This window comes from Anaeromassilibacillus sp. SJQ-5 (assembly GCF_054108045.1).
Map to the genome: position 1 here is coordinate 1482014 of NZ_JBPJWQ010000001.1, position 13485 is coordinate 1495498.

The following is a 13485-nucleotide window of genomic DNA, read 5'->3' on the forward strand; positions in this document are numbered from 1 at the left end:
GAGGTTCACCAAAAGCCATATGAATTCCCCCAAAAAGGGGTGTAATACCGCCAAACGATTACGCGCGCAAGGAGTCTGAAGCTATGGTTGTCACCGATCCTCCCGCCCCGCCCGCCTGTACTGGGGAAACCGAAGGCGAGCTCCGGGAAAAGCTGGCCGCTTACTTTCTTTCCGCCCCGCCTCTGGACAGGCAGGACGACGAACAGAAGCGCCGCCATAAAGCAGCCCTCCGCCGTCTGCTGCGGCTGGAAAACCGATCGATCCTCCAGGCCGCCGGCCTGCCCCGCCCCCTGTCGCAGGGAGATCTGGCCGTGCTGCTGCGCGCGCTGCTGGACGCCTGCCTGCAAACCCTGGGGGCCGCCCGGCAGCGGGACAGTGCCGTTCCGCTCATGAGCGTGCAGATTGCCGAGGGCTTTCCCCTGCGGGAAGCGGCGGGCTTCGAGCCCCGCCTTGTCCAAGCGGGCGTCGTCGGCCTGCTGCGCGCCGCCTGCCGGGCCAACGCGGCCGATTTGGTGGCCGTGTCCCTGTCCGCCGGAACGGAAGCCTTCATTCTGACCGTCACCGGGGAGCGCCCGCCCGCCGAGGCCGAGGCGCTGGCCGTGGCTGAAGAAACGGCCAGGCTGCACAAGGGCGGCCTGGCCGTCTGTTCCGGCACCGTTGGGCTGTCGCTGTCCACCAGCCTGCCGGGGGACGCGGGGCTGTATGTCGCCCCCACCCCGACCCAGCTGCTGCGGGACACCCTGTCGGCCGTGCAGGTGGGTCTTTATTCGTCGCTGGGATAAAGGTCCTTGAGGATGTCGTCCACCGTGGGCTGCTCCGGATCCCCCGCCGGAACCAGGGCCTCCTCCGACGCCGGACGGTTCTTCCCGAAGGCCTGGACAAAGGCGAACAGCAGGGCGAAAGCCCCCACTACCCCGTCGATCACGCCGGCCAGCCGGCTGGCATTGTAAGCGTCCCCCTGCCCTGTCATATACAGGCACAGCCGGGTCAGCGGCCCGCTCAGGCAGAACAGCGCCGTCATCAGCGCAAAGAAGAACAGCAGCCGGTTTTTGCCCGCGCCCACCCCCGACAGATACCGGGCAAAGGAGAAGAAGAACAGCAGGGCAAAAATCAGCATGACGAAATCGTAAAAGCTCTCACTGACGGCCACCGCGCTGGCATACGACACCTCATACCGCGCCAGCCGCATCCAGACCCATCCCACCGGCGCGAGGGCCCACAGGCGCATCAGCCCCGAGCGAACCCGGTTTTCGGTCAGCCAGACGATGCCGGTGCGCACCAACATCACGCCGCCCAGCAGGCCGAACACGATGGTGAAAAAGAGGGTGACGCCGTCGATCCCGCTGATCACATGCTCATTGGGGGCCGGCGTCTCGCCGAACAGCAGCCAGTTAAAACCGTCCAGCGCCGACACGATGGTCATCACCGAACCCGCCAGCATGGCGGATAGGGACAGCGGGGTCAGCAGCTTGCCTCCCGGCGGCACCCCGTCGTTCTGCGACAGCCAGGACAGCACCGCCGCCGCCAGCATGGTCAACGCCATCAGCCCGATGATAAGATAGCTCAGATGAAACAGCCCGGTGTCCGGGTCCTGCATCCTGGGCGTCAGCGCCACCCGCAGAATCAGTACCGCCAGCGTCATCACCGCCGTGATAACGGCGGCTATTTTTTTGCCCGCCGGCAGGTAGCCTCCAGCCAGCCAGGCATGTTTCTGTCCGGAATCGTCTCGCATCTTCATGACCAGTCCTTCCGCCTTTCCGCGGGCGCCGCCCGCCTGGAACAATATTTTACAGTATAGCACAATCCTTTGAAAAAAACCAGCCGTTTTCTTTAGGCTTCTCCCATTCCGAAGGGTTCACGCGATACGGGCTTTACATGGATTTTCTATATACTTGTTGAAGGGTCGGCAAACGCCCCGGAAATCCTTGGATTTCCGGGGCGTTTCTATCGGCTTATCCCCGCTCCGCCAGGGGGATGTAGGGCTGGGGCTTGGCGATGGCCTTGTAGGCGGGGCGGATGATCCGTCCGCCGGTGTAGAGCTCTTCCACCCGGTGGGCGCACCAGCCCGCCATGCGGGCCACGGCGAACAGCGGGGTGAACAGGTCGGGATGCAGCCCCAGGGATTTGTACACCAGGCCGGAATACATGTCCACGTTGGCGCACATGGCCTTGTCGCTGCCCTTGACCTCGGCGAACACGCCGGGGGTCAGCTTCTCCACCGTTTCCAGCAGCCGGAACTCGGGGCCGTAGCCCCTCTTTTCGGCCAGATCCACCGCGTATTTCTTGAGGATGACCGCCCGCGGGTCGGACAGGGTGTAGACCGCGTGGCCCATCCCGTACACCAGGCCGGAGCGATCCCCCGCCTGCTTGTTGATCATCCGCACCAGGAAGGCGCGCACCTCGTCCTCGTCTCCCCAGTCCCGGATGCCCTCCTTCAGGTACTCCAGCATCTCCATGACCTTGATGTTGGCGCCCCCGTGCTTGGGCCCTTTGAGGGAGCCGATGGCCGCCCCCATGGCCGAGTAGGTATCGGTACCCGAGGAGGTGAGCACCCGGGCCGCGAAGGTGGAGTTGTTGCCGCCGCCGTGCTCCGCGTGGAGCATCAGGCAGAGATCCAGCAGCCGCGCCTCCTCCTCGGTATAAGCCGAGTCGGCCCGCAGAGAGTGCAGGATGGTCTCCGCCGTGGACAGACCGGGGACATTGGGGTGGAAATACATGCTTTCCCGGTCGTAATGGCGGCGCTTGACCTGGTAGGCATAGGCCATGATGGAGGGCAGGCGGGCGATAAGCTCAATAGACTGCCGCAGCACGTTTTCCATGGACAGATCGTCGGGCAGGTCGTCATAGGAATACAGGGCCAGCACCGAGCGGGCCAGCTTGTTCATGATGTTGGGGGAGGGCGCCTTGATGATCATGTCCTCCGCGAAGTATTCGGGCAGTTCCCGGTAGGCGGAGAGGATTTCGGTGAACTTCGCGAGCTGCTGCGGGCTGGGCAGGCTGCCGAACAGCAGCAGCCACGCCGTCTCCTCGAAACCGAAGCGGTTTTCCGACACGCAGCCCCCCACCAGGTCGTTGATGTCGATGCCGCGGTAAATCAGGCGGCCCTCTACCGGGGCCTTCTCCCCTTCGTTCATGACGTAGCCGTGCACGTTGCAGATCCGGGTCAGCCCAGCCATAACGCCGCTGCCGTCCGCGTTGCGCAGCCCCCGCTTGACCTCGTACTTTTCGAATTTTTCCGGTTCAATCCGGTTATTCTTTTTGAATTCGTCGCATAGAGATGTTAATGTGCTGTTGGAAATTCGCATGGTGGTCTTGTCCATCGCTCTCATTCCTTTTTTGTTCGTCTGAAGGCGGACAGGCAGCCCCTTCGGCGTTTGGATATGATTATAGAGTTTCCCCCGGCCAAAGTCAATAGAAACGCGCGAAATCGTTTGAAAAAACGCAGAGATTTTGAATTTCGTTTCTCTTTGTCTTTCATTTTGCTTCTTAAAATTCAAAATAAAACGAAATAATGCGCGTGAAAATGAAAGGTACGCATGAAGTTTTTGCATGTTCCGCCAATCCCTTCACCAGGGATGGCGCGGGAAAAGAAAGGAGTAGGCTTGTGAAACGGTATTGTGCGCTGGTGCTCGTGGTGTTCGTCATGCTTTTGCTGCTGCCCCTGCCGGCCTTGGGCGTCCTGGAGGGGGACAAGTCTCCCCTGCCCCCCCGCCCGGCTCAGAGCGCCCCCTCCCCCGACACCTCCTCGCCCTCTGCCTCCGACACCTTCCGGGTGCTGGATACGGACAGCGGGAAGGTGGTGGAGCTGAGCGAGAGGGATTTTCTCATCGGCACGGTGGCCAACGAGCTGTATCCCACCTATCACATCGAAGCCATGAAGGCCCAGGCGGTGGCCGCTTACACCTATTACAGCCGCAAGCGCACTGCCCAGCGGGCCAATCCCAGCGCCGATTTGAAGGGGGCGGACTTTTCCGACGTCCCCTCCCGGTTCCCGGAGGGGTACACCACCGAGGGGCTCAAGGAGCGGTGGGGCAAAAATTATGATACCTATTATAAAAAGGTATGCGAGGCGGTGGACGCGGTGGCAGGCAAGCGGCTGTACTACGACGGGCAACCGATTATGGCCTCCTATCACGCCATCAGCTTCGGCGCCACCGAGACGGCGGGGGTGGTCTGGGGCACCGATTATCCCTATCTCCAGTCGGTGCCCAGCCCGGGCGACAAGCTGTCGCCCGACTATGAGACGGTGGTTTCCTTCAAGGCGGCCGACTTCTCCGCCGCCCTGTGCAAGGAGGTCAAGGATCTGAAGCTGGAGGGGGACGCGGCCGGGTGGGTGACCGGCGATCCCAAGCTCTCCGAGGCCGGCACCGTGGAGGAAATCACCGTGGGCGGCATGAAGGTCACCGGCCGGCAGATGCGGGCGGCGCTCTCCCTGCGCTCGGCCTGCTTCACCGTCAAATACGCGGACGGCGCGTTTCAGTTCACCGTCCACGGCTTCGGCCATGGGGTGGGCATGAGCCAGTACGGCGCCGACTACATGGCGCGGCAGGGGTCCACCTGGCAGGAAATCCTCACCCACTATTACACCGGCGTCACCATTGAATAAAGGATAAGAAATTTGTAAGGAAAAATTTATGCGCGTCCGTCCATTCCATGCTATAATAGAAAAACCGGACAACTTTGCCAATTTTCTTGACATAACCCGGTTGTTTGGTAGAATACTAAAAAACAGTATGTTAAAGGAATGGGCTGCGCATGAGTAATAAGGTTTCGAAATCCAAGAAAAAGATTTACGGACGCAACCGGCGGATCGCCATCGTCGTCGTTCTGGCATCCCTGCTAGTGGTGGCGGTCGGCGCGGTGGCCGGCGTCCTGATATGGGTGCTTATGAAACAGCCGCAGCCGGCCCCTTCCTCGTCCGCCGCCTCCGAGGCGCCGGCGACCACTACCGCCGCGCCCAAGGTGACGCTGCCCGTCTCCTTCCTGGACGCCAACACCGCCTGCCAGAACATCGCCCTGTATGACGCCAGCAGCGACACGCTGCTATATACCAAGCAGGCGGATATGAAGCAGGAGCCGGCCAGCACGACCAAGCTGCTGACCGCGGCTCTGGCCATTCAATACACCCCCGAGGGATACGTTTTCACCGTCGGCAACGAGCTGAGTCTTGTACGCGACCAATCCAGCAAGGCCAATCTGCTCACCGGGGACAAGCTGGATCTCGACAAGATGCTCAAGGCCCTGTTGATCCCCTCCGGCAACGACGCGGCCTATACCATCGCGGCCAGCATCGGCCGGGTGACGGCCGGGGACGAATCCCTGTCCGCCGCCGACGCCGTGAAAAAATTCGTCGCCCTGATGAACCAGACGGCCGCCGAGCTGGGGATGACCAACACCCATTTCAACAACCCTGACGGCTACCCGGAAGCCGCCCATTATTCCACGGCGGGCGACATGCTCAAGCTCGTCAAGCACGCCGACAGCCTGCCCCAGGTGCGCGAAATCGTCAAGCAGGTCACGGTGACCGAATCGCTGCTGAACGGCCGCACCTGCACCTGGAAAAGCACCAACAAGCTGCTGCTTGCCGACGACGAGAAGCACTACAACCCCTATGTCACCGGGATGAAGACCGGCTCGGGCGATACCACCTACTGCCTGACCGTATCCGCCGAAAAGGACGGACGGCGGCTGCTCCTCGTCCTGATGGGGGCACGCAAGGAGGAAGACCGGTGGACGGACGCCAACGGCCTTCTCCAAATCGGCTTCGAGGCCTGAAGGCTTAAAATGAACCAAGCCCTCCCCGCGCAGCGGAGAGGGCTTTTTCTATGAGTTGGGGACAGGGCGGTTTGAGGGGCGCTGTGTATTGACGCGGGACAGTTTTCCGCTGTCAGCCGAATAGGGACACGCCGTTTTTCAGCAGCTTCTCCTGTACAGCCGCAGCCGGCAGCTTCCGGGGGGAAATCCGGCTGGCGGCCGACAGAGCAGCCGCTATCCCCGCGGCCTCCCCCACCGCCATGCAGATATTCATCACCCGGTAGGACGAATGGGCCTTATGTGTGCCGGACAGACAGCGGCCCGCCACCAACAGATTCTCCACGCCTCTTGGCAGCAGGCAACGGTAGGGAATATCGTAGGGCCGTGTATCCCGAGCCGCCTCCAAATCCTCCGCCTGTCCGCCCCCGGCGGGGTTATGGGTATCAAAGCAGAAATTGGCGTGGTGCACCACCACATCCGGGAAGGTTCTCCCCGCGGAGATATCCGAAGCCGTCAGCGTATAGTCGCCCTGGATCCGCCGGGTCTCCCGAAAGCCCGGGGCTTCGGCACTGCCTGTCAGGCGGCAGTTCTCGAAGCCTTTGACACGCTTACGCAGGAAATCCACCACCTGTTGAATCTGCCCCCGCAGCATCCGATCGGCCCGGGCGATATCCGCCGGGGAGGTACCGTCCACCCGGCAGAGCTGATTGGCGTTGACCAGCCGCTCATCCGGTGCTTGACCGCCATATAACCGTACGATGGTCACGTCCGGCGGCAGTTCGCCGCAGCGGCTGGCCTGCTCGCACAGCTGCAGGTAACTCACCCCGTCCAGCATCGTATCGTCCGCCTCATGCGTGCAAACCAGATCGCTGTGCACCCGATCGATGGTAAAGAGAAGGGAGGCCGGCTGAACCAAGCCGTCCGATGGGCGCCCCATCTGGTAGGGCGCCCCGGCCAGAGCGGCCGCCGTACCGTCGCCGGTGGCGTCCACCGTCGTCCGGCCCACTACCCGGGCCAACCCACGCGGCGTGGAGACCACCAGGCCGCGGACGTTCTCCCCCGCTTTCCAGACCTCTGCCACCGGTGTCTGCAAATACAGGATGACCCCGTTGTCCTCCAGCCACTGAGACAGGACATATTTTGCCCTCTCCACATCGTGAGGGATACAGGCGCCGCCCGTATCCAGCAGCCGTCCGATTTCCTCCTGCATGGTTCCGGCGGCGATCTCTCCCATGCAGGTACGTACATGACCGACCGTCAGGCTGCCGCCCACCGCCCCAAACCGTTCCAAAAGAATGACCCGAGCGCCCTGCCGGGCCGCCGCCACCGCGGCGCACAGGCCGGCGGGCCCCGCTCCGGCTATCACAACATCACCGCTGTCCAGCAGCGGCAGGCTCTGCACAAATGCCTCTGTCATATACCGCGTCTCCTTATGACAGCCGGTGTGTTTTGTCATGCCCCGGCTGGTTATTCCACGAGGCCGCTGCGTTCCACGCCTTCCATGAACCAGCGCTGGAGCAGGAAATAGAGGATGAGCAGCGGCAGCACCGAAATAACGGTGCCGGCCATCACCACGCCGGCGTGGTATTTGGTGGCTTCGGCGGAGGCGGTCAAGTCCCCAGTCGAGCTGGCGGTCAGGCGGGCGAACATATCGGGCAGTACCTGGGGCAGCAGCCATTTTTTCGGGGTGGTGAGGAAAATGGAGGGTTCGTAGTAGTCGTTCCAGTGCCAGACGATGGACAGCACCAGGCAGACCAGGATGGTGGATCCCGCCGTGGGCAGGGCGATGCGGAAGAAGGTGACGACCGGGCCCGCCCCGTCGATATGGGCCGCCTCCTCGATGGATTTTGGAAAGCGGAGGTAATATTGGCGGAACAGGAAGATGAACAGGCCGCCGTTGAGGCCGAAGCCGAAAAAGGCGGGAACGATGAGGGGCAGGTAGGTATCAAGGATTTTCACGTTCAGCAGCTGTTCCATGGAGGAATAGATGATATACCGGGGGATAATCAGGTTCTGGGCCGGGATGATGATGGACAGCACCACGAAGGCGAAAATCCATTTGGTGAACCCGTAGGAATACCGGCCCAGACCGTACCCGATGAAGGCGCAGGCCACCACGTGACCCAGGGTGCACAGCAGGGTGACAATGAGGCTGTTCAGGCCGGTGAGGGGCACCTCCAGGGTCTGAAAGGCCAGGGCGTAATTGCCCGGCGACAGCACCTTCGGGAACCATTTGACCGTGGCGTCCACGATGTCGTTATAGCTCATCAGGGACCGGGAGATCATGAACAGGAACGGATACAGGAACACGAAGCCCAGCACGATGAGAAAAAAGTACAGTGCCGCCCTGCCGGCCAGCCACAGGCCGTTCTTGCGCAGGGTGTTTTTCCAGGTTCCCCGGGCGGCGTACGCCTTGAAATCCGTCCAATTCATAGGGGCCCTCCTTGCAGATGGTGGCATATCCAAGCTCATCCTTTCTCCGCCGTCGGCAAACGGCGCGCACAGACTGAGGAAGCGGGGCGGTTCAGCCCTCCCTGACCCGTTTGGTGGCGGGGTTCAGCAGCAGGAACAGGGCCGCCAGCACCAGGATGACGAACAGAAAGTACAACCAGCTGACCGCCGAGGCATATTCGAACTGCGACCATTGGAAGCCCAGCTCGTGGATATAGCCCAGCATCTCGTTGGAGGTATCCAGGAAGCCGGCCACGATGGTGTACACCGCGCCCAGCAGCAGGGTGGGCGCCATCATGGGCAGGGAGATGAACCAGAAGCATTCCCACTCGGTGGCCGCATCCACCCGGGCCGCCTCGTAAAAGGAGCGGGGGATCGCCTGCAGGCCGGCGAGGAAGATGATGATCTGCACCCCCGATTTCCACAAAACCAGGGTGACACGGCTGAGAAATTCGAGAATCACCTGGGTGACGCCGGGGTTCAAAAAGCGCACCACCTTTTCGGGCAGGAGGATGCCCCGGGCCACCTCCACGGCGTCAGCGTTCATCTGCACGCCCAGCAGCTGCTGCATGACAAAGCCGGTGCCCAGGATGACCGGCAGGAAAAAGACGGAGCGGAACAGCCCCTTGCCCCGGATGTCCTTGCTCAGCAGGGTGGCGATGAACAGGGCGAACACCACGATGAGGGGGGTGTTGATGAGGGTATCCTTGGCGATGCTGAGCAGCATGGGGAAAAAGCGGGCGTCCTCCATGAAGGCGACCCGGAAATTCTCGAAGCCCGCGAAGACAACCTTCTGGGTGGCGGGATTTTCGATGACGCCGAAGCTCAGGCGCAGGGAATAAAACAGCGGGTACAAAAAGAACACCGCCGCGCCCACCAGCCAGGGCGATACGAACAGCAGGCAGGTCAGCACGCCCCGCCGTTGAAAGGACACGCCCCTGCGTTTCGGTTTTTCTCTCATGGCAATCCCCCACTCCGCTTATGGTCGTTATTGAATGATGATTGATATAGAGGCGGCGGCCTTTGGTTGCTTTATCCGGGCAGTACGCGGTAGCTGCGGGCCGGGACGGATTCGCCGGCTATCCGCGCGTCCTCGTCCCCGGCGTTCACCAGGATCCGGGTGCCGCCGCTGTAGGTGCAGACGGCCAGGTTTTCCCCTGTCCGTTCATGGCCGCACAGCCGCTGGCCCTTCAGGCTTTCCCGCAGGGCCGCCCATTCCTGGAGCACGGCGGCGGCCGAAACCTTCTGGTCGGCGTAGCCGGTGGAAAACAGGGACTCGGCGGCGGTGTCCGTCAGCTTTTCGCTGCTTTCCCCGCTGAGCAGGAAATAGGGCGCCGCGCCGTATTCGAGCCATTTCAGCTTGGTTTTCTGCAAATCGGGCGACAGGTTGCCGGCGGTCTCCAGGGCGTAGGGAATGCTGCCGTTGACCACCAGGTAATAGAAGGGCACCGATTCGCCCAGCAGGGCGTAGCCCGACCCGCCCTCCGGCATTTCGGTGAGGAAATCGGCGTAGGGCAGGGCGTAGGCGTTAGCCCGGGGCAGCAACAGCGGCCCCGCCTGCCCGGCCTTATCCATCAGCGCCCGCAGGGCCTGGAGGGTCTCCTGCCGGGTCATGGCGCTTCCCCGGTTATAATCCTCATACAGCAGCTCCGCCGCCCCGGTGAGCAGCAGGCCCTTGCCGGAGAAGGCGTCGAAGCCCGCCAGCCGCTTTTCCAGCAGCCGGTACTGGGTATTGGCGTTGAGGAGGAAGGCGCTTTCGTCCTCGTTCACCAGGGTGACGCCCCGCACGTTGACCACGGCGTCCCGCCGCCGCTTGGCGCCGGTTTTCTCGGTGCCGCCGAAGACGACGGGCAATTGCAGTGCCAGGGTAACCCCGTCGGGGGACAGGGCTTGCAGGCCCCGTTTGCCGCCCACGCCCGCGGCGGCGGACAGGCTGCCCGGCGACACGCCGTAGCCCTCCTTCTGCCAGCCCAGCAGGGAGGCGGTCAGGCCGTTCCCGGCCGCCCGCAGCTCTTCGAGGATCGTCCCGGCCTCCCGGGCGGTGGTCATGGTCTGATAGCTGGCGCCCAGCATGCCGCTTTTCTCGGCCCCCATGAGCAGCTCCACATAGGCGCCGCCCTCTGTTTCCGCGCTTTCGGGCAGCAGGCCGGCGTCCAGCAGGTGGCCCCGAATCGCCCCGGCCATCCAGGAGTAGCCGGCAGGCTCCCCGCCGCTGAAAAAGAACTTGACAGCGAAGTCGTTGCCCCGGGAGGCCTCCTCCACGTGGAAAACGTCGAAGCCGGCGTCGTTTTTGGTGGAGGTCACCCGGCGGTAGACCGCGCAGGCGTAGACCCGGTGAAGGGGATAGACATAGCCGCTGGGGGCCAGGGTGATGGCGGCGGAGGCGTCCCCTTCGCAGATGACGGCGGCAAAGGCGGCCTCTCCCCGCTTCATGCCGAAGGCGGGGAGCATCAGGTTGGGGATACGCTTGGCCCGGTTGTCCTCCAGGTCGTCCAGGCTGAGGTTCCGCGGGCCGTAAACGTCCAGGGTCAGCGGGGTGGTGGAGGGCGGGTTCCCCTCCCCGAAGCGGTAGAGGGCCCCCGCGCCGTCGGGATAGAGCACATAGCCCTTGTCCCCCTGCCCCGCCGCGCCGAAGAAGGGCAGCACGTCCAGGTTGACCAGGTGGTACCCCTCCCCTTCCCGCACGCCCTCCAGCGGGACGCGGCAGAGCATCCCGGAGTCGTCCAGGAAGACCTGCAGGGTCAGGGTCAGCTCATAGGCGGGGAAGGTGAAGGCCAGCTGCACGCCGCCTTTCAGGCCGCTTTCCTGGACAGTGCAGGCGTCCTTGACGTTATCCACGGTGAGGGTGTTGCCGGTGTTCGTATCGGCAATGACGGCGGAAAACAGGGCGCCGAGGGAATCGGTATTCTCCGTTTGCAGCCCCGTCACCGCAGTCTCCCAGCGGGAGGCGGCGGCCTTATCCTCCACGGCGAAGGCATGCCGGGCGCTGTTGTACAGCAGCCGGGCGGCGGCGGTCTCCCCCACCGTCTGATAGGCGTCGGCGCCGTCGAAGGCGCGGGACTGGGCCTGCGGGGCGTAGGACGCGCCCCGGTAGGAGGCGAAGGCGGCCGGGTCGTAGGCGGGGGCGCGGTTCAGCCGGTTATCCGCCCAGACCGCGCCGACGCCGAGGGCACACACCAGCAGGCCGACGCCGATTTTTTTCCATGTTTTCATACGGTTCCTCCCGTTCAGCCGCCCAGCGCTTCTAATTCTTTGAGCATTTCCCCGACGCTGGTGATCACGTGGGCGCTCAGGCTGACGAACAGCATCAGCAGCGCCGCCGTCAGGGCGATGGCCACCAGGGTGAGCAGCAGCACCAGCACGGTTTTCCAGAAGCCGTACTGGTTGCTCCGGCTGACGGCCACGCAGACCAGCAGGACGATCCAGACCACCAGCAGCGCCACGGCCATGTGGTAAAACACCGCTTCCGCCGCGCCGACGGCCCGGGAAACCAGGGTCAGAACCGGCAGCACGACAATGGCGGGGGCCAGGGAATACGACACGTCCAGCAGCAGCTCTTTGCAGGTGCATTCCCCCAGCTGCAGGGAGGTGACCAGGTAGCACAGCAGGGAGAAGGCCAGCACCGGCACCACGATGACCCCCATTTCCAGCGCGAGGCTGGTCTGCTGGAGGGTGGTGTCCGCCACGGTGTAATTGGTCCAGGCGATCTGCGCCACCCGTAAGAGGCAGACGGCCCCCACCAGCACGAAGGCGGGCAGAACGCCCAGCCTGCGGCGGACATGCTTGATGCGCTCGAAGGCGCGCACCGGGTGGACCAGGGTGAGAGGAAAGAGCAGCAGGGCGGTTTTCAACCGGCCGGGGCTGCCGAAATACAGGGCGGTCTCCGCCCGGGCGGCCAGCTTCACCCCCAGGCGGGCCAGCAGCACGACGGCGACGAGGGCGGCCGCGATGCCCAGGACGGTGAGCAGGAAATACTGCTGGGAAAAGAGGTAGCGCTCCTTCTCAAAGGCCTTGCCGTATTTCTCCTGGGCCCCCGCCAGGCGATATTCGGTCATGGCGGCGGCATAGTCCTTCTGCTTATAGAGGATATCGCCGATCTTCTCCCGCACCAGCGGATAAGAGGGGGCCAGGGCGCGCACCTCGTGCAGCACGTCCAGCGCCTGAGCGTAGTCGCCGGAGGCGTACAGCTGGCTGGCCTCGTGGAGGCGGGAGGTGAAGCGGGTAGGCTCGAGCACCTGGATGTTCTGCTGGCCGGCGTCCAGCACGTAGAGCCGCCCCTCCCCGTCCATGGCGATGGAGGCGATGAGGTCGAAATACCCGGCGGTTTTGCCCTTGCCGCCGAAGACGGCCAGCAGGTTGCCGTCCATGTCGTACTGGTAGATCCGGGAGTTGTTTTCCTGGGCCACTGTGACGGTCTGGCGGGCGTCCACGGCGATGTCCGCGAGAATCGGCTCCACCGGCAGGCCGGTGTCGGCGTCGATCTCCCGCTCGCCATAGCTGCCGGAGGGGAAAATGTTATTGCCGATGCTGTTGATGACCCGGACGTTGTCCTTGCCGCCGGCGCTGACGGCGTAAATGCGGCCGTCCTGGTAGTGGATGTTCTGGAAGGAGACGGGCTCCGGCTTGCGCAGCCGCTTTTTCTGCTCCTCGGTGGCGAACATCTGAATCAGGCGGTTCTTCAGGCTGAAGCCCAGCTGATTGGCGGCAAAATAGCCCTTGAACTCGTTGTTCGCGTTGAGGGTGAGCAGCTCCTTGCCCATGATGGTGTACAGGTAGCCGGTGCTGGCGCTGAACAGCACCTTGGTGGGGGTATACAGGTCGATGGAGGTGAGATACCCGGTCTCCGGCTTGCCGAAGGCCTCGATGAAGGTTCCGTCCGGGGACAGATGGACGATGCGGGCGTTGGAGGAATCGGCGATGAACAGGTGGCCCAGCTCATCCACGAACACCCCCTGGGGCTTGGACAGGGGAAGACCGCCGGCCTCGGTGATTTCCCGCTTCACCTCGCCGCTGGGACTGAGCACCAGGACGCGGTTGTTGCCGGTATCCGCCACCACCAAATCCCCGGAGGGGGCGAGAAACAGATCCTGGGGGGCGTTGAGGCTGCGGCCGGTGGAGGCGGTCACCGACAGGGTGCGCACCGGCACGTAGGGCCGCGGAATGGGCCGCTTCTCCCCGTCGTCCAGCACGTAGTCGGTGGTCACGGCAGCGCTGGCCGCGACGCTCAGGCACCACAGAAGCAGGAGAAGCAGGACGGCGGCCCGTTTACAAACTCGCATA

Annotated in this window: 10 protein-coding genes; 3 read left to right on the forward strand and 7 right to left on the reverse strand. The window is 63.4% G+C overall.

Annotated features, from left to right (window positions below):
- The first annotated feature begins 83 nt into the window (after nucleotides 1-83).
- Nucleotides 84-782, forward strand: a complete 699-nt coding sequence (locus tag ACSAMM_RS06480; RefSeq protein ID WP_178720609.1) for a hypothetical protein — start codon at nucleotides 84-86, stop codon at nucleotides 780-782.
- Here the strand turns inward: ACSAMM_RS06480 and ACSAMM_RS06485 are convergent.
- Together ACSAMM_RS06485 and ACSAMM_RS06490 are read right to left on the reverse strand one after the other, a co-directional pair.
- Complete coding sequence (locus tag ACSAMM_RS06485; protein WP_457790574.1) at nucleotides 764-1738, reverse strand: hypothetical protein; 975 nt, start codon at nucleotides 1736-1738, stop codon at nucleotides 764-766. The two genes, ACSAMM_RS06480 and ACSAMM_RS06485, sit on opposite strands and share 19 nt — an antisense overlap.
- A 214-nt stretch (nucleotides 1739-1952) precedes the next feature.
- Complete coding sequence (locus ACSAMM_RS06490) at nucleotides 1953-3320, reverse strand: citrate/2-methylcitrate synthase (RefSeq protein WP_457790576.1); 1368 nt, start codon at nucleotides 3318-3320, stop codon at nucleotides 1953-1955.
- A gap of 284 nt (nucleotides 3321-3604) precedes the next feature.
- On the opposite strand from ACSAMM_RS06490, the gene spoIID reads away from it, so the two are divergent.
- Both spoIID and ACSAMM_RS06500 read left to right on the forward strand, forming a co-directional pair.
- Entirely contained in the window at nucleotides 3605-4606 is a 1002-nt protein-coding gene (gene spoIID / locus ACSAMM_RS06495) for a stage II sporulation protein D (RefSeq protein WP_457790578.1), read from the forward strand.
- Nucleotides 4607-4755: 149 nt separating this feature from the next.
- Nucleotides 4756-5775 carry a D-alanyl-D-alanine carboxypeptidase family protein gene (locus ACSAMM_RS06500; protein WP_457790580.1) on the forward strand — a complete coding sequence of 340 codons (1020 nt, stop codon included), beginning with the start codon at nucleotides 4756-4758 and terminating at the stop codon, nucleotides 5773-5775.
- A 112-nt stretch (nucleotides 5776-5887) separates the two neighbouring features.
- Here ACSAMM_RS06500 and ACSAMM_RS06505 read toward each other — a convergent pair whose 3' ends face one another.
- From ACSAMM_RS06505 to ACSAMM_RS06525, 5 genes are all read right to left on the reverse strand, one after another.
- Complete coding sequence (locus ACSAMM_RS06505) at nucleotides 5888-7171, reverse strand: FAD-dependent oxidoreductase (RefSeq protein ID WP_457790582.1); 1284 nt, start codon at nucleotides 7169-7171, stop codon at nucleotides 5888-5890.
- A 50-nt stretch (nucleotides 7172-7221) separates the two neighbouring features.
- Nucleotides 7222-8187 (reverse strand): ABC transporter permease subunit, encoded by a 966-nt coding sequence (locus ACSAMM_RS06510; RefSeq protein ID WP_178721126.1) that lies wholly within the window; start codon nucleotides 8185-8187, stop codon nucleotides 7222-7224.
- 91 nt (nucleotides 8188-8278) lie between these two features.
- Complete coding sequence (locus ACSAMM_RS06515) at nucleotides 8279-9166, reverse strand: carbohydrate ABC transporter permease (RefSeq protein ID WP_457790584.1); 888 nt, start codon at nucleotides 9164-9166, stop codon at nucleotides 8279-8281.
- A 71-nt stretch (nucleotides 9167-9237) separates the two neighbouring features.
- Complete coding sequence (locus ACSAMM_RS06520) at nucleotides 9238-11418, reverse strand: DUF5696 domain-containing protein (protein ID WP_457790585.1); 2181 nt, start codon at nucleotides 11416-11418, stop codon at nucleotides 9238-9240.
- A 14-nt stretch (nucleotides 11419-11432) separates the two neighbouring features.
- On the reverse strand, nucleotides 11433-13484 hold the full coding sequence (locus tag ACSAMM_RS06525; RefSeq protein WP_457790587.1) for a hypothetical protein: 2052 nt from the start codon (nucleotides 13482-13484) through the stop codon (nucleotides 11433-11435).
- Nucleotide 13485 lies beyond the last annotated feature (1 nt).